The 23,926-nt window shown below is 32.1% G+C and carries 27 protein-coding genes; 21 read left to right on the top strand and 6 right to left on the bottom strand.

What is annotated here, in order from left to right; genetic code table 11:
* The first annotated feature begins 7 nt into the window (after positions 1–7).
* The 18 genes from N534_RS0105570 to atpG all read left to right on the top strand — a co-directional run bounded on the left by N534_RS0105570 (position 8) and on the right by atpG (position 15,815).
* Positions 8–709 carry a CoA transferase subunit A gene (locus N534_RS0105570; RefSeq protein WP_028891539.1) on the top strand — a complete coding sequence of 234 codons (702 nt, stop codon included), beginning with the start codon at positions 8–10 and terminating at the stop codon, positions 707–709.
* 2 nt (positions 710–711) lie between these two features.
* Entirely contained in the window at positions 712–1,365 is a 654-nt protein-coding gene (locus tag N534_RS0105565; RefSeq protein ID WP_028891538.1) for a 3-oxoacid CoA-transferase subunit B, read from the top strand.
* Between the two features lies 1 nt (position 1,366).
* Complete coding sequence (locus N534_RS0105560; protein ID WP_028891537.1) at positions 1,367–1,594, top strand: hypothetical protein; 228 nt, start codon at positions 1,367–1,369, stop codon at positions 1,592–1,594.
* 125 nt (positions 1,595–1,719) lie between these two features.
* Complete coding sequence (locus N534_RS0105555; RefSeq protein WP_028891536.1) at positions 1,720–2,481, top strand: exodeoxyribonuclease III; 762 nt, start codon at positions 1,720–1,722, stop codon at positions 2,479–2,481.
* A gap of 9 nt (positions 2,482–2,490) precedes the next feature.
* Positions 2,491–3,996, top strand: coding sequence for a lytic transglycosylase domain-containing protein (locus N534_RS0105550; RefSeq protein ID WP_028891535.1), 1,506 nt, complete (start codon positions 2,491–2,493; stop codon positions 3,994–3,996).
* A gap of 28 nt (positions 3,997–4,024) precedes the next feature.
* Positions 4,025–5,017 carry a DUF4837 family protein gene (locus N534_RS0105545; protein WP_028891534.1) on the top strand — a complete coding sequence of 331 codons (993 nt, stop codon included), beginning with the start codon at positions 4,025–4,027 and terminating at the stop codon, positions 5,015–5,017.
* A 110-nt stretch (positions 5,018–5,127) separates the two neighbouring features.
* On the top strand, positions 5,128–6,600 hold the full coding sequence (locus tag N534_RS0105540; protein WP_028891533.1) for a DUF5687 family protein: 1,473 nt from the start codon (positions 5,128–5,130) through the stop codon (positions 6,598–6,600).
* A 21-nt stretch (positions 6,601–6,621) separates the two neighbouring features.
* Positions 6,622–7,317: an ABC transporter ATP-binding protein gene (locus tag N534_RS0105535; RefSeq protein WP_028891532.1), complete on the top strand. Its 696-nt coding sequence runs from the start codon at positions 6,622–6,624 to the stop codon at positions 7,315–7,317.
* A gap of 94 nt (positions 7,318–7,411) precedes the next feature.
* Positions 7,412–9,646, top strand: coding sequence for a tetratricopeptide repeat protein (locus N534_RS0105530; RefSeq protein ID WP_028891531.1), 2,235 nt, complete (start codon positions 7,412–7,414; stop codon positions 9,644–9,646).
* Between the two features lie 20 nt (positions 9,647–9,666).
* Positions 9,667–10,074, top strand: coding sequence for a polymer-forming cytoskeletal protein (locus tag N534_RS0105525; protein ID WP_028891530.1), 408 nt, complete (start codon positions 9,667–9,669; stop codon positions 10,072–10,074).
* Positions 10,043–10,273 (top strand): AtpZ/AtpI family protein, encoded by a 231-nt coding sequence (locus N534_RS15025; protein ID WP_028891529.1) that lies wholly within the window; start codon positions 10,043–10,045, stop codon positions 10,271–10,273. Before N534_RS0105525 ends, N534_RS15025 begins: the two co-directional genes overlap by 32 nt.
* Positions 10,266–10,646 (top strand): DUF6168 family protein, encoded by a 381-nt coding sequence (locus tag N534_RS0105515; protein ID WP_028891528.1) that lies wholly within the window; start codon positions 10,266–10,268, stop codon positions 10,644–10,646. Before N534_RS15025 ends, N534_RS0105515 begins: the two co-directional genes overlap by 8 nt.
* A 124-nt stretch (positions 10,647–10,770) precedes the next feature.
* Entirely contained in the window at positions 10,771–11,889 is a 1,119-nt protein-coding gene (gene atpB / locus N534_RS0105510; RefSeq protein WP_028891527.1) for a F0F1 ATP synthase subunit A, read from the top strand.
* A gap of 45 nt (positions 11,890–11,934) precedes the next feature.
* A complete protein-coding gene (atpE, locus tag N534_RS0105505) occupies positions 11,935–12,123 on the top strand; it encodes an ATP synthase F0 subunit C (RefSeq protein ID WP_028891526.1) in 189 nt (62 codons plus the stop codon).
* A 92-nt stretch (positions 12,124–12,215) separates the two neighbouring features.
* Entirely contained in the window at positions 12,216–12,713 is a 498-nt protein-coding gene (locus tag N534_RS0105500) for a F0F1 ATP synthase subunit B (RefSeq protein WP_028891525.1), read from the top strand.
* 7 nt (positions 12,714–12,720) lie between these two features.
* Complete coding sequence (atpH, locus tag N534_RS0105495) at positions 12,721–13,278, top strand: ATP synthase F1 subunit delta (RefSeq protein WP_028891524.1); 558 nt, start codon at positions 12,721–12,723, stop codon at positions 13,276–13,278.
* 21 nt (positions 13,279–13,299) lie between these two features.
* Positions 13,300–14,880, top strand: a complete 1,581-nt coding sequence (atpA, locus tag N534_RS0105490; RefSeq protein ID WP_028891523.1) for a F0F1 ATP synthase subunit alpha — start codon at positions 13,300–13,302, stop codon at positions 14,878–14,880.
* 74 nt (positions 14,881–14,954) lie between these two features.
* Positions 14,955–15,815 (top strand): ATP synthase F1 subunit gamma, encoded by an 861-nt coding sequence (atpG, locus tag N534_RS0105485; protein ID WP_028891522.1) that lies wholly within the window; start codon positions 14,955–14,957, stop codon positions 15,813–15,815.
* Positions 15,816–15,902: 87 nt separating this feature from the next.
* On the opposite strand, the gene N534_RS0105480 is transcribed toward atpG, so the two are convergent.
* Together N534_RS0105480 and dxs are read right to left on the bottom strand one after the other, a co-directional pair.
* Complete coding sequence (locus N534_RS0105480) at positions 15,903–16,964, bottom strand: hypothetical protein (protein ID WP_028891521.1); 1,062 nt, start codon at positions 16,962–16,964, stop codon at positions 15,903–15,905.
* 72 nt (positions 16,965–17,036) lie between these two features.
* Positions 17,037–18,806, bottom strand: coding sequence for a 1-deoxy-D-xylulose-5-phosphate synthase (dxs, locus tag N534_RS0105475; protein WP_028891520.1), 1,770 nt, complete (start codon positions 18,804–18,806; stop codon positions 17,037–17,039).
* Positions 18,807–18,872: 66 nt separating this feature from the next.
* Here dxs and rsmI point away from each other — a divergent pair, with 66 nt between their 5' ends.
* Positions 18,873–19,544 (top strand): 16S rRNA (cytidine(1402)-2'-O)-methyltransferase, encoded by a 672-nt coding sequence (rsmI, locus tag N534_RS0105470; RefSeq protein ID WP_028891519.1) that lies wholly within the window; start codon positions 18,873–18,875, stop codon positions 19,542–19,544.
* Between the two features lie 41 nt (positions 19,545–19,585).
* On the opposite strand, the gene N534_RS0105465 is transcribed toward rsmI, so the two are convergent.
* Genes N534_RS0105465 through N534_RS0105450 form a run of 4 tightly spaced genes read right to left on the bottom strand, consistent with a single transcriptional unit; the run spans position 19,586 to position 21,983 of the window.
* The gene (locus N534_RS0105465) at positions 19,586–20,284 is read right to left on the bottom strand and encodes a hypothetical protein (protein WP_028891518.1); all 699 of its coding nucleotides are present in this window, start codon (positions 20,282–20,284) and stop codon (positions 19,586–19,588) included.
* 2 nt (positions 20,285–20,286) lie between these two features.
* Positions 20,287–20,952: a hypothetical protein gene (locus N534_RS0105460; protein WP_028891517.1), complete on the bottom strand. Its 666-nt coding sequence runs from the start codon at positions 20,950–20,952 to the stop codon at positions 20,287–20,289.
* 3 nt (positions 20,953–20,955) lie between these two features.
* Entirely contained in the window at positions 20,956–21,633 is a 678-nt protein-coding gene (locus N534_RS0105455; protein WP_028891516.1) for a hypothetical protein, read from the bottom strand.
* Positions 21,634–21,644: 11 nt separating this feature from the next.
* The gene (locus N534_RS0105450) at positions 21,645–21,983 is read right to left on the bottom strand and encodes a PadR family transcriptional regulator (RefSeq protein ID WP_028891515.1); all 339 of its coding nucleotides are present in this window, start codon (positions 21,981–21,983) and stop codon (positions 21,645–21,647) included.
* Between the two features lie 147 nt (positions 21,984–22,130).
* On the opposite strand from N534_RS0105450, the gene N534_RS0105445 reads away from it, so the two are divergent.
* Together N534_RS0105445 and N534_RS0105440 are read left to right on the top strand one after the other, a co-directional pair.
* Entirely contained in the window at positions 22,131–23,180 is a 1,050-nt protein-coding gene (locus N534_RS0105445) for a ferredoxin--NADP reductase (RefSeq protein ID WP_028891514.1), read from the top strand.
* Positions 23,181–23,200: 20 nt separating this feature from the next.
* A complete protein-coding gene (locus N534_RS0105440) occupies positions 23,201–23,878 on the top strand; it encodes a LysE family translocator (RefSeq protein WP_028891513.1) in 678 nt (225 codons plus the stop codon).
* Positions 23,879–23,926 lie beyond the last annotated feature (48 nt).

The following is a 23,926-nucleotide window of genomic DNA, read 5'->3' as shown; positions in this document are numbered from 1 at the left end:
TATAATAATGATAAATAAAAAAGTAAATAACGTACAAGAAGCATTAGAAGGTGTAAAAGACGGAATGACTTTTATGTTAGGAGGATTTGGTTTATGCGGTATTCCTGAAAATGCTATTGCAGAGTTAGTTAAAATAGGAGTAAAAGACGTTACTTGTATTTCTAATAACGCAGGAGTTGATGATTTTGGCTTAGGATTATTATTACAAAATCGTCAAATAAAAAAAATGATTTCTTCTTATGTAGGAGAAAATGATGAATTTGAGCGCCAGATGTTATCAGGAGAGTTAGAAGTTGAATTAACTCCACAAGGAACTTTGGCTGAAAAATGTAGAGCAGCGCAAGCAGGTTTTCCAGCATTCTATACCCCAGCAGGTTATGGTACAGAAGTAGCAGAAGGAAAAGAAACTCGTGAGTTTGATGGAAAAATGTATGTGTTAGAACCAGCGTTTAAAGCAGATTTTGCTTTTGTAAAAGCATGGAAAGGAGATGCTGCTGGAAACTTAATTTTTAAAGGAACCTCAAGAAACTTTAATCCAAATATGTGCGGGGCAGCCACAATTACTGTTGCTGAAGTTGAGGAGTTAGTCCCAGTAGGAGAACTAGATCCAAATCAAATTCATATTCCAGGAATTTTTGTACAACGCATTTTCCAAGGAGAAAAGTATGAGAAGAGAATTGAACAACGAACTGTAAGACAAAGAAGCTAGTTATGTTAGATAAAAACGGAATCGCGAAAAGAATCGCAAAAGAAGTAAAAAACGGATATTATGTAAATCTTGGTATCGGAATTCCAACACTAGTAGCCAACTTTGTTCGTGATGATATTGAGGTAGAATTTCAATCAGAAAATGGTGTTTTAGGTATGGGGCCTTTTCCTTTTGAAGGAGAAGAAGATGCTGATATAATTAATGCAGGAAAACAAACCATTACCACCATGCCAGGAGCGAGCTTTTTTGACTCGGCAATGAGTTTTTCAATGATTCGAGGAAAGCATGTTCACTTAACTATTTTAGGAGCAATGGAAGTTGCTGAAAATGGTGATATTGCAAACTGGAAAATACCAGGAAAAATGGTAAAAGGAATGGGTGGGGCAATGGATTTAGTAGCTTCTGCAGATAATATCATCGTAGCGATGATGCATACCAATAAAGCAGGAGAATCTAAACTATTAAAAAGATGTTCACTGCCATTAACAGGTGTAGGATGTGTTACAAAAATTGTAACCAACTTAGCAGTATTAGAAATTAAAGATAATAAATTTTACTTGTTAGAAAGAGCTCCAGGAGTATCTGTTGAAGAAATTCAAGCGGCTACTGAAGGTACTTTAATAGTGGAAGGAGAAATTCCTGAGATGAATATTTAATATGAAGTTCTTAGCAAAAAATAGTTTTATCATAGTTTTTGCAATTATATTTATAGGAAGTGCAATTCTAGATAAGATTTTTCACGTTGATAATTTTCTTATCAGGCTTATAATACTAATCCCTATAGGGATGCTTCTTTCTCCAAGAAAAAAGAAGATTCAAACCCAAACAGGAGAAAAAACACAAATCACTTGGTTTCTTTTAAAAGAACCAATCATTCTAGACTAAACTTTTTCTTAGTAGTTAAGAAAATATCAAATAGAGCTTGTCGAAGTTTTATACTTTTCGGCAAGCTTTTCAAATAAAATAAAAAAGCAATATTTTTACCCTGAGGTTAAATTAAAAGAAGTTTAATGAAAATAATTTCATACAACGTAAACGGAATACGTGCGGCATTAAAAAAAGGATTTATCGATTGGTTACAAGCAGCAAATCCTGATGTAATATGTATTCAAGAAACCAAAGCACACAAAGAACAATTAGATGTAACTGAATTTGAAAATGCAGGATACCCTTTTCACTATTGGTTTTCAGCAGAGAAAAAAGGATACTCATCAGTCGCAATTTTTTGTAAAGAAGAACCAAATCATGTAGAGTACGGAACAGGAATCGAGTCAATGGATTTTGAGGGAAGAAATCTTCGTGTAGATTTTGACGGGGTGTCTGTAATGAGTATGTATTTACCTTCAGGAACTAACAGTGATCGCTTAGATTATAAGTTCAATTATATGGATGAAATTCTTGAGTATGCTACTGAATTGAGAAAAGAAATTCCGAATTTAGTTATTTGTGGAGATTATAACATTTGTCATGAAGAAATAGATATTCATAACCCAAAAATGAAAGGAGTTTCAGGATTCTTGCCTGAAGAACGTGAGTGGTTAGGAAAGTTTATAAACAGTGGTTTTATTGATAGTTTCCGTCATATACATCCGGAAAAACAAGAGTATTCATGGTGGAGTTATCGAGCAAATGCCAGAGCAAATAACAAAGGTTGGCGTATTGATTACAACATGGTAACTGAACCATTAAAAGACAAAATTTCAAGAGCGTATATTTTACCTGAAGCTAAGCATTCAGACCACTGTCCCATTGCTGTTGAATTAGATTTATAAAAAACTAAAATGAAAAAATTACTAACACTACTCCTTTTTACAACAACTATCATAGCTCAACAACCAAACGATAGTCTTTTGGTCGTTAAAGATAGTATTGATGTTAAACTCATTGTAAAAGACTCTGTAAATTATCAAGAATTATTCTCTACGGAAGATTTAAAAATGATTGATAGCTTATTGATAGAAGAAAAATTTAATTCTTCATTGTTTGATAGTATCCAATATGTTCTTAATGATAAAGATATTCTAGCTAATACAACAACAGTACTAACAACGGAATTATTAAAGAAAAGATTACACGATTTAAATGTAAAAACTCCTTTTCATTTAGAATATAATCCTGCGTTAGAAAAGGTAATTAATAGTTACTTAAAGCATAGAAAGAAATATTATCCAGCTTTAATGGCACGTGCTAAATATTACTTTCCAATGTTTGAACAATACTTAGATCAGTACGACATTCCTTTAGAAATGAAGTATTTGGCAATTGTAGAATCTGCACTTCGCCCAGATGCTCGTTCTTGGGTAGGAGCTACTGGTTTATGGCAATTTATGTACGGAACAGGAATTCAGTTTGATTTAAAGGTCAATTCGTATGTAGATGAACGTCAAGACCCTGTAAAATCTACCATTGCAGCATGTCAATACTTAAGTCAACTATATAAAATTTTTGGTGATTGGGATTTAGCCTTAGCAGCATATAACTCAGGACCAGGAAATGTATCAAAAGCAATAAAACGTTCTGGAGGTTATAAAAATTATTGGAATATTCGTCCATTTTTACCTACAGAAACAGCAGGATATGTTCCTGCATTTTATGCAACAATGTATATTTTTGAGTATGCAGATAAACATCATATTTATCCTGAATCTCCAAAAATTTACCATTTTGAAACAGATACAATTCGTGTAAAAAGAACCATTAGTTTTGATCAAATTTCTGAAAAAACAGGTATTAACTCTGATTTATTATCATTTTTAAACCCGTCTTATAAGATAGATATCATTCCATATGTAAAAGAAAAAAACTATGCTGTTCGATTACCTCGAAGAGACATGATTGAGTTCTTAGAAAAGGAAGAAGAAATCTATGCATTAGCTAACGAAGATGATGCTAAAAGAGAAAAACCACTACCTAAGTACTTTGAAATGGACAAACGCATTCGTTATAAAGTTAGAAGTGGAGATTATTTAGGGAAAATAGCAAATAAGTTTGGCGTAAGAGTTAGCGATATTAAAAGGTGGAATGGTTTACGTACACATCATTTAAAAATTGGTCAACGATTAAGTATTTATCCAAAGAGAATGGCAATACCGAAAGAAGTATCAAAGAAGAAGGTAGAGACTCCAAAAGGTAAACACGAAGTTTATGTTGTTAAAGATGGAGATTCCTTATGGACCATTTCAAAAAAATATCCTGCAGTTTCTATCGAAGAAATTAAAAAATGGAACAATATTTGGAGTGCTAAAAGTTTAAAGCCAGGAATGAAGCTTAAAATTTTTAAAAGTTAAAACCAAACTATTTTAAATCACATCAACTATGAATAAACTATTAACCTTTTTTGCATTGATTTTTATTACAATATCATGTAAAACAGAAGGAGGGAAGGATAATTATGTTTTGCCAACATCTACAGGTAACACCAATAAGATTTTGGTAGTTATAAAAGGGGTTGATTGGGAAGGAAGAATTGGAGATGAAATTCGTACTGTTTTTGGAGAGCATCAGGTAGGTTTACCACAACCAGAAACACTACTGTCAGTTAGCCAAATAGACCCTACAGGTTATAAAGGTTTTATAAGAAATGCAAAGGCTGTTTTAATAGTTAGAGAAGGAGAAAAAGAAAAAATAGCAGTTGAAAAAAATAAATATGCCCAACCTCAAATATTAATTTACGCAACAGCAAAAGATAAAGATGGTATCGTAAATTTAATTCGTAATAGAGGAAAAGAAATTACGCAGTTATTTAAAGATGAGGATATTAAGTTTACTCAAAGAATTTTTAATAAAGAAAAAGTAGATGAGAGTAAATTTAAAACAATTAAAAATTTAGGGGTTACAATTACTATTCCTAAAAGGTACAATTTAGTCGAAGATACAGGTGATTTTTTATGGTTACGTCAACACTTAAAAAGTGGAATTGCTAGAGGAGATGGATCAAATAATATATTAGTATATAGTTATCCGTTGAAAGACGAAGCTAAAGTAGCTGATAATATCACTAAGATGAGAGATGTTATTGGTGAAAAATACATTCCTGGAAGCAAAGAAGGAATGTACATGATTACAGAACAAGCATATACACCGTTTACGTATGATGCAGAAATAGATGGAAAAAAAGCATATGAAACAAGAGGTAAATGGGAAGTGAAAAATGATTTTATGGCAGGACCATTTATTAACTACACGATAGTTGATAAAGAACACAACCGAGTAATTGTATTTGAAGGGTTTACTTATGCACCCTCTGTAAATAAAAGAGATTTTATTTTTGAACTAGAAGCAATCGGAAAGTCGCTAACAATAAAATAACCCCAACTAACAAAGACTAAAAAAGCATCAATTTTAAATTGATGCTTTTTTTATGTAACAAAATTAAGTGACAATAGACTTATAAAACAATCAACCAAATTAGTAACCAAATGATTGCACATTTTTTAAAACTTGAGTGGAAACAATTTTTTCGCTCCTCTTATTTTGGGAAAAGTATTGCACTAAAAATTATTATGGGCTTTTTTGCCTTATGGATGTTGACTTCTTTTTTAATGATAGGTTTAGGAGGTTATTTTTTTATTAAAAAAGAATACCCTAATACTGACCCTTTGTTTTTTGTAAATGGAATTATCATTTTCTTGTTAGTTGCTGATTTAATTTTCCGCTATTTAATGCAAAAACTTCCTGTGTTGAATATTAAACCATTTCTTGGATTACCTATAAGAAAGGAAAAGTTAGTACATTTTGTGTTAGGAAAGTCAGCATTTTCGTTTTTCAACTTCATGCCGTTATTTTTCTATATTCCTTTTTCAATAGTACTAATAGGGCAAGGTTATAATGCTGTGGGAGTTGTAGGGTGGTTGTTTTTAATGATTACACTAGTGTTAAGTGCAAACTATCTCAATTTCTTAATCAATAAAAATAACTATGCATTAGGAATAATGGTTGCTGTTTTAGCGCTGTTGTTTTTGGTAAACAAATACGAAATATTCAATATTACTGAGTTTTTTGCGCCTGTTTTTCAATCAGTATATAACAATCCAAAAGTTGCTCTTTTAGGAGTGCTTTTGCTTACAGGATTGTATTATTTGAACTTTAAACTCTTACGAAGTAAAGTATATTTGGATGACGCAATTAAAAGCAAAGAAGAAGTAGCAACTACTACTGATTTATCTTTTATTGATAGTTTAGGAGATGTAGCGCCGTTTATAAAAAATGACATCCGACAAATTTGGAGAAACAAACGTACTAAAACAGTATTTTTTATGTCGTTTTTATTTCTTTTTTACGGAACTATTTTCTTTGGAGAAGAAACATATCGAGAAAAAATGCCTGCTTTTTTAGTCTTCGCAGCAATATTTATTACTGGAGGATTTACACTTAATTATGGTCAATTTATTCCTGCTTGGGATAGTGAATATTACAAGATGCTTATGAGTCAAAATATTCGTTATCGAAAATTTTTAGAAAGTAAATGGTACTTAATGGTTGTAGTATCGGCAGGGTTATACCTTTTGAGCATCCCATATTTATATTTTTATGGATTAGATATCTTCTTGATGATTACTGCTGGAGCTATTTTTAACATCGGGTTCAATTCTTTGTTTTTACTATTTGCTGGAGCATTCAATAAAAAACGAATCGACTTAAATAAAAGTGGATTTTCAAACTATCAAGGAACTAGTGCAACACAGTTTTTAATTATCATTCCTATTATGGGGGTTCCAATGTTCTTATTTTGGATTTTTAACAAGTTTGTAGGGTTCAATTCAGGTGTTTTAGCAATCGCTATAACAGGAGCAATCGCTTTAGTGTTCAAAAATTACTTTATGAATAGGATAGAAAAGAGATACATTAAAAACAAATATGCTGCAATACACGCATTCAGCCAAAAATCATAACCAACCTTAAAAGAATTAAAAATGATTTCAATACAAAATATTTCAAAAACCTACGGAACAGCACAAGTTTTAAACCTTGAAAGTATAGAAATTCCTAGTGGACAATCTTTCGGATTGGTAGGAAATAACGGAGCAGGAAAAACTACTTTATTTAATTTGTTGTTAGACTTAATTCGACCTACTACAGGAGAAATTGTGAATAATGAAGTAGTAGTGAATAAAAGTGAAGATTGGAAAACTTTTACAGGATCATTTATTGATGAGTCTTTTTTAATAGGTTACTTAACACCTGAGGAATATTTTGATTTTGTAGGAGATTTACGCGGAATGAACAAAGCTGATATTCAAGATTTCTTAACTGAGTTTGAAGAATTTTTTAATGGTGAAATCTTAGGAAAGAAAAAGTATTTACGAAGTCTAAGCAAAGGAAACCAGAAAAAAGTAGGTATTGTTGCTGCAATGATGGGAAATCCGCAAGTAGTAATTTTAGATGAACCTTTCGCAAACTTAGATCCAACCACGCAAATCAGATTAAAAAAACTAATTAAAAAATTAACTGAGAATAATGAGGTAACCGTGTTAATTTCTAGTCACGATTTAAGCCATGTTACCGAAGTTTGCGAGCGTATAGTGGTTTTAGATAAAGGAAACCTAGTAAAAGACATTCATACATCACAAGAAACATTACAAGAGTTAGAAAGCTATTTTTCTATTTAAAATAGGGTTAAAATCACCTTATAATTATTATTTTTACCTTTTTACGTACAAAAAGGACAATTATAACGTTGTTGTACAGTAAAAGCTTTATTTTATGAAAAAAGGGGGCAAGATAATAGTATTCAGTGTTTTAGTAGCTATCGTATATTCGTGTAGTGTTAAAAAGGATGCTTTTTTAAATAGAAGCTATCACGCTGTTACTACCAAATACAATGTGCTTTTTAATGGCGAACAGGCGTATTTAAAAGGTCTTGAAGAAATTCAAGAAAAACATGAAGATAACTTTTGGAAACGTTTACAAATTGAACCCATCACATTTGATGAGAGTGCAATAGACGCTAAGGTACTAACTCCAGGTACAGGATTTAACGCAGGTGAAGAAGACGAAGAAAATAAAAACCTTACTCCTTTTGAAAAAGCAGAAGAAAAGGCTGTAAAAGCAATTCAAACCCATTCTATGAATATTAATGGGTACGAAAAAAACAGTCAAATAGATGATGCTTACCTTTTGTTAGGGAAATCAAGATACTACACACAACGATTTATTCCAGCGTTAGAGGCGTTTAACTACGTTATAGTAAATTACCCTAAAGCAAATTTAAATTACGAAACCAGAATTTGGAGGGCCAAGGCAAACATTCGTTTAGGTAATGAAAAAAGAGCAATACAAACGTTACGATTGTTGTTAGATGTTTTAGACGAAACGGAAAAGATAGGAAAGTCTACTAGAGAGCAAGCCTATACAGCTATGGCAATGGCATATGAGCAAACAGATACAATTCAAAAAGTAGTAGATTATTTAAAGTTAGCAACTACTACAAATTATAACAAAGAGCAAACGGCTAGAAATATGTTTGTTTTAGGGCAAGTGTATAGTGAATTAGATAGAAAAGATTCTGCTCGAATGGTATTTAAAAAATTAGCTGAAAGTAGAAGAGCTCCAGATAGATTTCGTATTAGAGCAGAAATAGAATACGCTAAAAATACTCCGAATGATTCAGCATCTATAGTGGTGTTAGCAAGAATGAAAAAACTTATAAAAAACACAGACAATCGCAAGTTTTTAAATGCACTGTATTATCAAGCAGGAGTTTTAGAAGAAGGAAGAAATAATCAAGAAAAAGCAGCTGAATACTATAAAAAATCACTAAAAGCAAAGCATAATAATAACTATCAAAAAACCTATGCCTACGAACGTTTGGCAGATATGGCTTTTGAAAAAGAAGATTACCTACTAGCAGGCTCATATTACGATAGTGTAATGCAAGTAGTTTCTAAAGAATTTGATCAAGAAAAAAGAATTCGAAGAATTCGAAGAAAAAATAAAGGACTTACTACCTTAAGAAAATACGAAGAAACAGTGAAGAACAACGATAGTATTCTTCAATTAGTAGCCATGACTTCTGATGAAAGAACTTCTTTTTTTGAAGGCTATATTGAAAAAATCAAAAAAGAAGACGAAGAACAACAACAACAATTGTTAAATGCACAAAATTTTGGAAATAGTTTTGGAGGTGGAGCTTCAATAAATAGTTCAGCAAATAAAGGAAAATGGTACTTCTACAATACACAAGCTCTTAGTTTTGGAAGAGGAGAGTTTCAGAAAGTATGGGGAACACGTCCATTGGAAGATAATTGGAGGTTATCAGATAAATCAATAAACACTATTGACAACACATTAGCAAATACAGAAGAAACAAAAGTAAATACAAGATATGAACTTTCTACTTATATAGATGCTATTCCGACCGATGAACAAACAATTACAAATTTAGTTTTGGAGCGTAACAATGCATTGTATCAATTAGGGTTGATTTACAAAGAGCAGTTTATAAACCATACACTAGCTATTAAGAATCTAGAGCGTTTAAGAGAAGTAAGTACCGATGACAAGTTAGAGCTACCTATAAGCTATCATTTATATCAAATTTATAAAGAACAAGGAGATTTAGTAAAATCTAATGAGTATAAAAACACCATTTTACAAAAGTATCCTGAAACAACTTTTGCTCAAATAATTAAAAATCCAGATGTAAAGTTAGTAGCGGAGAAAAAAGAAGATGAAATTTTAAACAAGTATAAAGAAGTTTACTATTTGTATAAAGAGAATAAATTTGAAGAAGCTGTTAATGAGATAGATAATTTTTCGTCTACACTGCAGAATTCAAATTTAATTCCTAAATTCGCACTCCTAAAAGCCCTAGCTATAGGTAAATATCAAGATAAAGAAACCTACAAGAAAGCGTTAGAATTTGTTGCGGTTAGTTATGCAACTACCGAAGAAGGTAAAAAAGCAAAAGAAATCATAGAACAATTAAATAAAACATAAATCCCTTAAATTCCCCGAATATGTTTGGTAAAGAGAGTAAAAAAGCCGGAGAAAACAAAGTTGCAGAAAGAAATATTATAGGAAAGAACACTAAAATTACTGGAGAAATCATTTCAGAAGGAGATTTTAGAATTGACGGTACTTTAGAAGGAACAATAGTTACAAATGGTAGAGTAATTATTGGTGGTTCAGGTCTTATCAAAGGAAAAGTAGAATGTACTGATGCTGATATTGAAGGAAAATTTTCTGGAGAGTTATTAGTTTCAAATGTACTTACCGTTAAATCAACAGCAAATATAAATGGTGATGTGGTTATAGGTAAGCTTTCTGTAGAGCCAGGAGCTGAGTTTAACGCAACTTGTGCCATGAGAGGAGCGGTAAAAGAATTAAATAAAAATGAGCAAGGACTCAAAGAAAAATCCGCTTAATAAATACATACGATTCACAGGAATCGCACTTCAAATGGGCTTAACCATTTATCTAGGAAGTTTACTAGGTGAATGGTTAGACCAAAAATATCCAAACGACAGTGAACTTTATACAAAAATTTGTACACTTGCAGCGGTTTTTGGTGCCATATATTCTGTAATACGCCAAGTAATTAAGATAACCGATAATAATGGGTAAACGAATACTAATATTTTCTTCTATCATCTTAGTTTTAGGGATAGGAGGCTTTTTTTTAAATAGCTTTTTACTTTCTAACGCAGAAGTAACACTTTCTTTTTCGGTGTTACAAGTATATTGCTTTAATGTTATAGCAACCATTTTAATTTATGCTTTAATAGAGTGGGTATTGGGGTATTTACCTAATGAGACAGGGTACCTGTATTTAGGAATGTTAATGGTGAAATTCGGTGTTTTTATTTTGTTGTTTCAAAAGAGTATTTTCTCAGAGGCAGGGTTAACAACTCCTGAAAAAGCCACCTTATTAATTCCTATTATGGTATTTTTAGCTATTGAAACTATAGCGCTTTCAAAAATACTTAACGCTAAATAGATGAACTGTTTAAGGTATAGTACAGACTTCTTTAAAACTAAGAAAAAAAAGGGTTTGTAGTTTTAATTAAATGTGTACCTTTGCAGCGAAATTTACAGACCCAAAATCTATATTTAGTAAAGGTATGATGGTAGCAAACAGAACTATCAAGTTTTTAACACTTTTGACACTTGTGTTTTCATCGTTAACTGCATTTGCAGGTGGAGGCGGTACAACTTCTGATGATGGTAGAATTAACACCAAAGAATCAATAGATGCTTATATTAAGCATCACTTAGCAGACTCTCACGATTTTAGCTTGTTTTCGTATACAAATGATGCAGGAGAACGTAAACATATCGGTTTTCCGTTGCCTGTAATGGTGAAAACTAGTAAAGGAATTAAGTTTTTTATGTCGTCTAAGTTTCATCACAATGATGATGGTACGTTAGTAGTAGATGCTGGAGATGTGAAGTTAGTTAAAATTCACAGTAAAATTTACGAGTTAGATAACGGAGCAACGGAAGTAGCTTTTGATGATGCTCATCATGCTACAAATGCACAAAAAGTGTTAGATTTATCTATCACTAAAAGTGTTTTTGGTATGTTGTTCGCAGGTTTGTTAATGTTCTTCGGGTTTAGAAGTTTAGCTTCTGGCTATAAGAAAGGACCAATTCCAACAGGAGCAGCGCGTTTATTAGAGCCGTTAGTTTTATACGTAAGAGACGAGATTGCACGTCCTAATATTGGAGAGAAGCATTACCGTAAGTTTATGGGGTTCTTATTAACCGTATTCTTCTTTATTTGGGTGTTAAACTTATTAGGGTTAACCCCGTTAGGGTTTAACGTAACAGGTCAGATAGCAGTAACAGTTTGTTTAGCGTTATTTACTTTCTTTATTGTGCAATTCAGTGGAAATAAAGATTATTGGAAACATATCTTCTGGATGCCAGGTGTGCCGGTATTAATGAAGTTAGTGTTAGCGCCTATCGAGGTGTTAGGTATGTTAACTAAACCATTTTCTTTATTTGTGCGTTTATTCGCGAACATCACCGCAGGTCACTCTGTGGTAATGGGTATCGCAGCGTTGATGATTTTATTAAAAGCAAAGTTTGGAACAGCAGGTGCTACAGGAATTTCTTTCTTCCTAACTTTATTTTTAACTATTATAGAATTATTAGTAGCTTTTTTACAGGCCTATATCTTTACCATGTTATCATCGTTATTCATTGGTATGGCTGTAGAAGAACATGATCATCACTAAGAATTAGAATCAAAAATTTGTTTAATTATATATAAATCAATTATTATGACACTTAATTTAGTTGGAGCAGGATTAATCGTAATCGGAGCAGGATTAGGATTAGGAAAAATCGGTAGTAGTGCAATGGAAGCTATTGCTCGTCAACCAGAAGCAGCTGGTAAAATCCAAACTGCAATGATTATTATTGGAGCATTATTAGAAGGTTTAGCATTCGGTGCTTTACTTTTAGGATAAGCAACAAAACAAAAAAAACAAATTCCTGTAACGGTTGGTTGCAGGAATTGTTTACACAATTAAACAAAAAAATACGATAAAAATATATAATAATGGGAATATTTAATGACTTTTCAATAGGGTTGTTTCTTATGCAACTTGTAATCTTAGCTTTATTAATCTTTATAATGGCAAAGTTTGCATGGAAGCCTATTTTGAATGCGTTAAATGAGCGTGAAGAAGGAATTCAAGGAGCTTTAGATGCTGCAGAAAACGCTCGTAAGGAAATGCAAAATTTACAAGCTGATAATGAGCGTTTGTTAAAAGAAGCAAGAGCAGAGAGAGACGCAATGATGAAAGAAGCTCGTGAGATTAAAGATAAAATTATAGCTGACGCTAAGCAAGAAGCAGAAGAGCAAACAACTACAATGATTGATAATGCTAAAGCTACAATAAAGCAAGAGCAACAAGCAGCTATCGCTGAATTAAAGAAAACAGTAGGTAACTTATCTATTGAAATCGCTCAAAAGGTTGTAAGAAAAGAATTAGCTTCACAAGACGATCAATTAAAGCTTGTTGAAGGAATGTTAGAAGAGGTTACTTTAAACTAATCAGTAGATGAAAGAAGCAAGAACAGCATTACGTTACGCCAAAGCAATATTAAACTTAGCTAAAGAATCAGGAAATGAAGCTTTAGTAAACGATAACATGAAGTTAATCGCAAGTACTATTGTTGAGAGCGCTGATTTAGATGCCATGCTTAAAAGTCCTGTAATCAAAGCTGCAGATAAAAGCAAAGTTTTAAATGCACTTTTTGGTGATAAAGTAGATAACATTGTAAAAGGGTTATTTAACTTATTAGAGGAAAATAAGCGTATGGTGATGTTAGAGCCTATTGCTAAGCAATATGCTGTTATATATGATCACCATAAGAACATGCAAGTTGCTAAAGTTACTACAGCTGTAGCTTTAACAAAAGAGTTAGAAGATAAAATACAAGCTAAAATTGTTGCCCTTACAGGAAACAATGCAAGTATTGAGAATATAGTAAATCCTGATATTTTAGGAGGATTTATCTTACGAGTTGGAGATGTGCAGTACGATGCAAGTATCTCTAGCCAATTTAATGAGTTAAGGAGAGAGTTTGACAACGGTCATTACATTCCAAAAATTTAATTATACATCAAAAGAAATAAGATGGCAGCAATTAAACCAGCTGAAGTATCAGCAATTTTAAAGGAACAATTAACAAATTTTGAGTCTAAGGCTTCATTAAACGAAGTAGGGACAGTATTACAAGTAGGTGATGGTATTGCACGTGTTTATGGATTATCTAACGTACAATACGGAGAATTAGTAGAATTCGATAACGGATTAGAAGGTATCGTATTAAACTTAGAAGAAGATAATGCAGGTGTTGTATTATTAGGAGCTTCTACTTCAGTAAGAGAAGGATCTACTGTAAAACGTACAGAAAGAATTGCTTCTTTAAAAGCAGGAGAAGGAATCGTAGGACGTGTTGTTAACACTTTAGGACAACCAATAGATGGTAAAGGACCAATTCAAGGTGAAACTTTTGAAATGCCTTTAGAGCGTAAAGCACCAGGGGTTATCTTCCGTGAGCCTGTAACTGAGCCAATGCAAACAGGTATCAAATCTATTGATGCAATGATTCCAGTAGGACGTGGTCAACGTGAGTTAATCATTGGAGACCGTCAAACAGGTAAATCAACAGTTGCTATTGACACTATCTTAAATCAAAAAGAATTTTATGATGCAGGACAACCAGTTTACTGTATCTATGTAGCTATCGGTCAAAAAGCTTCAACAGTAGCAGCTATTGCTAACATGTTAGAAGAAAAAGGAGCGTTAGCTTATACAACTATTGTTGCTGCAAATGCATCTGACCCTGCACCAATGCAGGTATATGCACCATTCGCAGGAGCTGCAATTGGAGAATATTTCCGAGATACTGGTAGACCAGCTTTAATTGTTTATGATGATTTATCTAAGCAAGCAGTAGCTTACCGTGAGGTGTCTTTATTATTAAGAAGACCACCAGGACGTGAGGCATATCCAGGGGATGTATTCTACTTACACTCAAGATTATTAGAGCGTGCTGCAAAAGTAATTAACGATGATACAATTGCTGCACAAATGAATGATGTACCTGCTTCGTTAGTAGGAAAAATAAAAGGTGGAGGATCATTAACTGCTTTACCAATTATTGAAACACAAGCAGGAGACGTTTCAGCTTATATTCCAACAAACGTAATCTCAATTACTGATGGTCAGATTTTCTTAGAGTCTGATTTATTCAACTCAGGGGTTCGTCCAGCGATTAACGTAGGTATTTCTGTATCACGTGTAGGAGGTTCTGCTCAGATCAAATCAATGAAGAAAGTATCTGGTACTTTAAAGTTAGATCAAGCTCAGTACCGTGAATTAGAAGCGTTCGCTAAGTTTGGTTCTGATTTAGATGCTGCTACCTTAAACGTAATTGAAAAAGGTAAGCGTAACGTTGAGATCTTAAAGCAAGCTCAAAACGATCCTTATACTGTAGAAGATCAGGTAGCTATTATCTATGCAGGTTCTAAGAACTTATTAAAAGATGTACCTGTAAACAAGGTGAAAGAATTCGAAAAAGATTATTTAGAGTACTTAAATGCAAAGCATAGAGATACTTTAGATACTTTAAAAGCGGGGAAATTAACTGACGAAGTAATTGATACTTTAAGAGACGCTGCTAAAGAAATTTCAGCTAAATTTTCAGCTTAATATAAAGACTTTAGTATTGAGTATTGAGATGAAACTTCTCAATACTCAGTGCTCAATACTAAATACTACAAAGTATGGCAAACTTAAAAGAAATACGTAACAGAATTACTTCGATTAAATCAACAATGCAGATTACCTCTGCCATGAAAATGGTATCGGCTGCGAAGTTGAAAAAAGCTCAAGATGCAATTACAGCAATGCGCCCGTATTCATCTAAGCTTACCGAATTATTACAAAGCTTAAGCGCTACTTTAGATAGTGATGCTGGTGGAGTATATTCAACAGAAAGAGAAGTAAATAAAGTATTGTTAGTTAGTATAACTTCAAACAGAGGTTTATGTGGTGGTTTTAACTCATCTATTATAAAAGAAACAGTTAAAACAATCAATGAAAAATATAACAATACTACTGTTGATTTATTAACGATAGGTAAAAAAGGTAACGATATTTTATCAAAAGACTATACAGTTATTGAAAACAGAAACGATATTTTTGATGACTTAACTTTTGATAATGTTGCTGAAGTAGCTGAAAAGTTAATGAATTTATTTGTTGATGGTTCTTACGATAAGATAGAAATCATTTACAACAGGTTTAAAAATGCTGCTACTCAAATAGCAGAGGTAGAGCAATTCTTACCAATTCAACCTGTAGAAGGTGAGGCTAATGCTAATTTAGATTACATTTTTGAACCTTCTAAAGAAGAAATTATTTTAGAGTTAATTCCTAAGTCATTAAAAACACAGTTATACAAAGCAATTCGTGATTCATTTGCTGCCGAACACGGTGCTCGTATGACTGCAATGCATAAAGCAACTGATAATGCAACGGAATTGCGTGATGAGTTGTTATTAACATATAACAAAGCACGTCAAGCTGCAATTACAAACGAAATTTTAGAAATCGTTGGTGGAGCAGAAGCTTTAAATAACTAAGAAAAGAGAATTTTTCAGAAATATTCTGAGAGTTATCATAAAAAAAGCGAACCAATTTGGTTCGCTTTTCTTTTTTATATTATTTTATTATTCAAAATCGGATGATAGATAATAATTTTCTAATGTTATAGGAAACAATCCATCTTCGAAAAATTGATTCATGATTCGAGTAGTAACAGGGCTAATACCAGTATTTACTCCATCAACTTCATGAGGGTATGTCATGTTTGAAGAGTGATTATAACCTATTGTATGCCCAATTTCATGCGCTGTTATAAAACCTGTTTCTTTACGAATATAATCTCTTAGCACATGCTCAGCTAAACCAAAAGTAGCACCACCACCTAAACCAGAAACGTTAACAACCTTACCACAATTGTAACGAGGTTTGTTTAAGATTATATTATACGCTCCTATTTTTTCGTTTTCACTTAGTACAGTTGTACCATCATTTCCTACAATATGTTCACTAATAAATTCATTTTTAAAATTATCTGAGGCAAATACGACACCAAGGTTTATCATCAATCCCGTAAATCTGCGAATGTCTTTTGCACTAATATCTTCAGCCCAATTATTATTTGTGTCATTATTAGGATCGAAATCGTGGTACTTTATAACCCATTTTAATTTACGTAAGTTCTTAAGTTTGTGAATAATTTCACTGTCACCTGTAAAGTCAAATGTAATTTGGCTAGGGTCAATACCAGTTTCTTCAAAGTTAGAAAGGTCAACTGTCTCATTGCTAGTATTTAAAAATAAAGGGCTGTTATTTATAAAAGGATAGTTAATTTCTTGCTTACCATGAGCTCTTATTTTACCAATATTAAAGAGTTTGATGGGTTTGTCAATACCTTCATTTTCTATTACAGCAGTTATGGTAATGTTCTCTAAATCTATTGGAGCAAAATTAGCAACTTCAATAGTTTTATTGTTAATTGGTTTAATACGGATTACTTTACTAATTTCATAAGCTCTCCATTCGGATGTCATAACTTCTTGTGATTCGCCATCTTGAAACATTAGAGTAGAATTCGTTTCAGAATCAAAAGAATAGCTTTGAAGCTTAACATTAGGAATACTTTCTTTGTCGCTACATGATGCTAAGAAAATTGAAGAGCATACTAGAGCTTTAAATAATAATTTCATGTATTAAATATTTGGGGGTTATATTCCGCGAATATAAAACATGAAAATAATTAGTCTTAAAAAAGATTCATTTTATAGGAAGTCTTGAATTGTTTTTTTAATGTAATTAATATCTATCTCACAAACTTCTTGCAACTGTTGAATAGTACCATGATGTATAAACTTATCAGGAATTCCTAATAACTTGATTTTTCCTTGATAATTTACTTCGGAAGCATATTCTAAGACTGCACTTCCAAAACCACCTTTTACCGTACCATCTTCAATAGTGATAATTGTTTTAAATTTGTTGAAAATTATATTTAAAAGCTGGGTGTCTAACGGTTTTACAAAACGTAAGTCGTAATGTGCAATCGATTTGTTGTTTTCAAGCAAATTTATTGCTTCTGATGCATTATCAGCTATAGTTCCAATAGATAGCACTGCTATTTGTGTTCCTTCCTTTAAACAAGTCCCTTTTCCAATTTTTATGCTTTCAAAAGGAAGTTGCCATTGCTCTATTTTTCCCTTCCCTCTTGGGTAACGAATTGCAATCGGATGTTCTAGCCCTTGTTGAGCGGTAAACATCATATTACGTAGTTCAATTTCGTTGCGAGGAGCAAAAATAATAAGATTAGGAATACAACGTAAGTAGGCTAAGTCGAAAACACCGTGATGCGTCGCTCCGTCTTCACCAACTAATCCAGCTCTGTCTAAACAGAAAATTACAGGTAAGTTTTGTAAAGCTACATCATGAATTACTTGATCGTAAGCACGTTGTAAAAAAGTAGAGTATATGTTGCAAAACGGAATTAACCCTTGAGTAGCCATCCCCGCAGCTAAAGTTACTGCGTGTTGTTCAGCAATACCAACATCAAAAGTTCGGTCAGGAAAAGCTTCCAACATAAATTTTAACGAACTTCCTGTTAACATGGCTGGGGTGATTCCTACAATTTTTTCGTTTTGCTGTGCTAATTCAACAATGGTTTTACCAAAAACATCTTGATATTTTGTGTACTTACTTTCTTCTTTTGGTAATACATCTCCAGAAATTTTATCAAACTTTCCCGGAGCATGGTATTTTACTTGATCTTGCTCTGCTTGTCGTAATCCTTTTCCTTTAGTAGTAATTACATGTAAAAACTTTGGTCCTTGAATGTTTTTTAAACGTTCTAGTTCCGATAATAATTCCTCAAAATTATGTCCATCAATAGGTCCAGAATAATCAAAATTTAAGGCTTCAAAAATATTATGTTGTTCAACTTCTAATCTAGGAGATTTAATTTTCGTTAAATAATCTTTTAAAGCACCTACGGATGGGTCGATTCCAATGGCATTATCATTCAGAATAACCAACAAATTAGCATTAGTGTCTCCTGCATGATTCAAGGCTTCAAAAGCCATTCCGCTTGCAATAGAAGCATCACCAATCACCGCAATATGATTTTTATGAATACCTTGTAATTTCGAAGCAATTGCCATTCCTAAAGCCGCTGAAATAGCAGTAGAAGAGTGGCCAACACCAAAAGTGTCATATTCACTTTCGGAGCGTTTTGGGAAACCTGAGATTCCACTAAACTGACGATTGGTATGAAAAACGTCTTTTCTTCCTGTTAAAATTTTGTGTCCGTATGCTTGGTGTCCAACATCCCAAACCAATAAATCGTTAGGAGTATCAAACAGATAATGAAGTGCAATGGTTAATTCTACTACACCTAAACTTGCACCTAAATGTCCTTCTTTAGTAGCAACTACGTCAATAATAAACTCACGCAATTCTTGGGCAAGTTGTGGTAATTTGTCTGATGTTAACTTACGTAAATCAGCAGGAATCTGAATGTGTTTCAAAAGGTCGTTTGACATATAGCAAAAGTACAAAAAGGTAGAGATTCCTAACTTTTTAGACTAAAAACTTTGTAGTTTTGTTGTATGAGCAAATTGTACTTGGTGCCTACACCGATTGGGAATTTAGAAGATATTACGCTAAGAGCGTTGAAAGTCTTAAAAGAAGTAGATTATATTTTAGCAGAAGATACGCGAACTAGCGGAAAACTATTAAAGCATTTTGATATTGCTACACCTATGCAATCGCATCATATGCACAACGAACACAAAACGGTAGAAACAATCGTAAAACGTTTACAAAGTGGAGAAACTTTTGCTCTGATTTCAGATGCTGGAACTCCTGCAATTTCCGATCCTGGTTTTTTATTGACAAGAGCTTGTGTGCAAAATAATATTGAAGTGGAATGTTTACCCGGAGCAACTGCTTTTGTACCTGCATTGGTAAATTCTGGTTTACCGAATGATAAATTTGTGTTTGAAGGCTTTTTACCTGTAAAAAAGGGGCGTCAAACGCGTTTACAGTTCTTAGCTGAAGAAACTCGTACAATGATTTTTTATGAGAGTCCGCACAAACTATTAAAAACCTTGGCAAATTTTGCAGAATACTTTGGAGAGGAAAGGCAACTATCTGTTTCTAGAGAATTGACAAAATTATTTGAAGAAACCAAGCGAGGAACTGTAAAAGAAGTATTAGCATATTATACTGAAAAACCACCTAAAGGTGAAATTGTTATTGTTGTTGAAGGGAAAAAGTAGGTTAGATTGTTGGATCCTTGGATTTTTAGATTGTTAGATTTTTAATTGTTAGCAAATTTATATTCAGGATACTGTGCTTCGAGTAATTCTTCTGACTTTTTAGGGATTAACTCTAAAGTGATGTAAGAGACTAATATTAAAAGAACCGAAAAGACAGAAATAAGAAGTGTGAACTCTTTTCTATGCATCAGTTCTGCTAATCGAAAAATATTATACACATTACAAAAAAAGACAATAAAGTTAGAAGATGCCATTTTAAAAATGATATCTTCTAATAACCAGTTTTTACCAGTTTCTATTACTCGCTGCTTTTGTTGCTTGATTAAAAATTGACATCTAATTATTATAAAAAGGAAAAAGAAAACTTCTAAACTATAGAAGAAATACTTTCCATAATATGGTATTTGGAATAAAAAATAAAAGATAAAAACAGAACTTACAGTTAAAATTATTTTAGGTAGCGTAAACCATTGTTTTAGGTAGCTCCAAATAATTTTTCTGTACTTTTTATTCATTTGTTTTTGTTTTTCTTCAACGACATTCATAAAACCAAACACACCAAATTTTTTGAACGATTTATCGCGAGCTTGCTCAAATGTGAGTGTTGTATTTTCTTTCCAAATTTGTTCAATATCGTTAGCTAGATGATCTACTAACTCAGTTTGCACATCATAATGCTCAACAAAATGTTGACGTGTAAACTTGTACAGTTGTTCTATATGTTGGTCGGTTAATTTCATAGCTATTGAATTAAATACTGATATTTTTTTTCAATAAAATCTCTTTTCTCCAGAAAGCTTTGAGTAAGTAAGTAATTAAAAACAAAAGCCAATAAATGAATATAAATAGCGCTTTCTTGATAATTACCATTGTAAAAAACATCTAAAAAATTAGGAAAGTTTAAAGCGGTAATAACAAAAAGTGAGCTTACAAAAGAATAAGTTTTTACAATTTTAAGAAGCTTATGTTTTTTTGTAAATTTATAAGAAACATACGAAGTATATGCAAGGTTTAGCATTAATGAACTAAAAATGAAAACAGAAGTTTCTTTAACATATTTAGGGCCAAAAAAGAAGCATATAAACGAAAAGAAAAGTATAACGAGTAAACTTTTAGGATGTATAGCTTTTTTTAGGATGTCTTTTAAGATAGCTTTTGTATAGTGCCAATGTAATTTTTTGGTCTGCTTTTTATATCGGTTTTTAAGAGCCTTTTTTCTACTCAACATATATTTTATAAAAGGCACTTGAAAACCTTTACCTTCAAAAAAAGCATTTGTATCTTCAATGTTATTTTCAATTTCAGTAGCAATATGATCTACCATCTCAAAACGGATATCTATATATTCAATTCCTATTCCTTCTAAAAAGAGATCTATTTTTTGTATTTGTTCTTTTGTTAATTCCATAGCTTATACCAATACGTTAGGATACTGTTTTTTTATGGTTTGTTTATTTTGATAAAAGATATATTCACCAGACCAATAAAAAAGCAGTAATAAAACAAATATTCCTAAATGAATTAAATTATAATTGTTTTCAGTAAAACTTTGATCACTTCTGAAAGTAACACTACTGTTAAAAATGATAAAAAGAGAATTTATAAGATTTAAAAACATATCTGACTTGTTCAGAACAAGAAATTTATCTTTTTTACTTCCAATGTTAGTAGTTACACGAATGAACAATTGTGCTATAATTAAAAGACCAATTCCACTAAGTAAATTGAAGAAATGTTCTTTGTTTTCAAAGAGGTTCATTAATTCTTTAAGTAGATAAAAAATAGCAATTGTTATTATGAGTTTAGGTAATTTAAAAAATGATTTTAAGTGTAAAAAAGTCAGCTTATAAAAGCGTTTGTGAACAGTATCAGTTTTTGTTTTTAATAGTTTTTTAAAGCCTTGGTCACTAAATTTTTTATGTTCTTCTATAATAGTTTTATGAATATCTAATTTAGGTTCTATTTCTAGGCGCTCTTCTAAAATTGAAGCAAAATGGTCTACTAATTCAGCTTTTACATCATAAAATTTAATACCACAAGCATTGATATAGTTGTCAATTTCTTGTATTTGTTCTTTTGTTAATTCCATAGCTAAAAAAATTACTCCAGACTAAACTTAGGGTTTACCAATTGTTGCATGGTATTCAAAAATTCTTGCATTTCTGAAAGACGATTTGCAGTTTCTTTTGTACCGTTTTCGGTAAGCTTATAATATTTACGTAAACGATTACCAACCTTAGCAACTTCAACGTCTAACAAGCCTTCAGCTTCAAGTTTGTGTAGGGCAGGATACAAAGCCCCTTCTGTGATTTTTAATTCACCTTTGGTAAGTTCTTTTACTTTTTGCGTGATTTCATATCCGTACATTTTATCATTCTGAGCTAGTAGTTTCAAAATAATAGTTTGTAATGATCCTTTATATAATTTCTGATTTCCCATAAGTTCGAAATTTTACCCTAAGAAACTTAGGTATGCAAATATACATAATTTTCTTATGTATAAAAATCTTAGGTATACTTTTTGTAAAAACCCTAACTTTTGTTCGTGCTGAGTTTCTTATTTTTGTAATCCTTATAAAATGAATAAATGTCTACATTTCACAAACTACGTATTGAAAAAATAATAAAAGAAACGACAGATGCTGTTTCTATCTTATTTGATGTACCTGCTGAGTTAGCAAGTAATTACACTTTTATTGCAGGACAATATATTACCATAAAAGCCAATTTAGATGATAAGGAGATAAGAAGAGCTTATTCTATTTGTGCTTCACCTAACAGTAAACAAATAAAAGTAGCGGTAAAAGCTGTTGATCATGGAAAATTTTCAACCTATGCTACTACGAAATTAAAAGAGAATACTTTTTTAGAAATTTCTGAACCCGAAGGAAAGTTTATTATTGAACCGCAAGCGCAAAAAAACTATTTAGCATTTGCAGCAGGAAGTGGTATAACACCAGTTTTATCAATGGTAAAAGCTGTGTTAGAAAATGAACCAACTTCAACAATTACCTTGGTTTTTGGAAACAAGAAAGCTGAGAGTACTATTTTTTATGATGAATTAAATGAGTTGGCTGAAAAGCATCCTTCTCAATTAAATTTGCACTATGTATTTAGCCAAGAGGTTAAAACTAATACTAAGTTTGGTAGAATTGACAAAGGACTTGTAAATTACTTTGTAAAGAATGTTCATAAAGATATTTCTTTTGATTCGGTGTACTTATGTGGGCCAGAAGAAATGATTCAAACAGTTTCTACTACACTTCAAGAAGATGGGTTTGATGAAAGAAATATCAATTTTGAATTGTTTACTGCAAGTGTTTCAGATGAGGAAGCGGCATTAAATATTCCTGATGGAAAATCTGAAATCACTGTACTATTAGATGATGAAGAGCATACTTTTATGATGGAGAAAACAGATACGGTTTTAGCAGCCTCTTTGCATCATAAATTAGACGCTCCTTATTCTTGTCAAGGAGGAGTTTGTAGCAGTTGTATTGCTAAAGTTACCGAAGGAGAAGCGGTAATGGCGAAAAACTCAATTTTAACAGACGAAGAATTAGAAGAAGGATTAATTCTTACTTGTCAAGCACATCCGACAACTCAGAAGATTGTGGTAGATTTTGACGATGTTTAGTAAGTCGTAACTTTATAATTATGGATTTCTACGATTTTAAAAATGCTTTTTTAGTAGGTGTTTTTATGGCTTTTATGATAGGGCCAGTGTTTTTTATGCTAATAAAAACAAGTATTTTAAAAGGTGCTCGAGCAGCTATTGCCTTTGATATAGGTGTAATTTTAGGAGATATTTCTTTTATGCTAATTGCCTACTTTGGAAGTAGAAGTTTGTTAGAAAAAATAAAAGACGATCCGCGCTTGTTTCTTATCGGCGGATTGGTGCTAATTGTTTACGGATTAATTACTTATTTAGATAAAAATAATAAGAAGGAAGTAGAAGCTCCTGATGTTGTTTTACCAGAAAGCAATAATTATCTAAAACTGTTGCTAAAAGGGTTCTTTTTAAACTTTATTAATATTGGAGTGTTGGCATTTTGGTTAGGGTTAATTGTGGTTATTGGTCCTACTTATGATATGAACCCTAAATACTTGGTTTGGTATTTTGGCACTGTAATAGCAGGATATGCCATTACCGATTTAGGAAAGATACTTTTAGCAAAACAATTAAAAAGCAGGTTAACCCCTTTGGTTATTTATCGTATAAAACGCGGAATGGGAGTATTACTTATTGTTTTCGGAGCTTTCCTGATGTTGAAAGGCTTTATTCCAGATGAAAAAATAGATAATTTGATTGAAAAAGTAGAATCTATAGATTAAACTACTGGCAAGCCTGTGAGGTATTCAAGGGAGCAGCTTTAAATATTT

The sequence above is a fragment of the Tenacibaculum sp. 47A_GOM-205m genome (assembly GCF_000518405.1).
GTDB lineage: Bacteria > Bacteroidota > Bacteroidia > Flavobacteriales > Flavobacteriaceae > Polaribacter > Polaribacter lutimaris.
The sequence above is the reverse complement of the archived record's forward strand: the minus strand, read 5'-3'. Positions and strand labels throughout refer to the sequence as shown.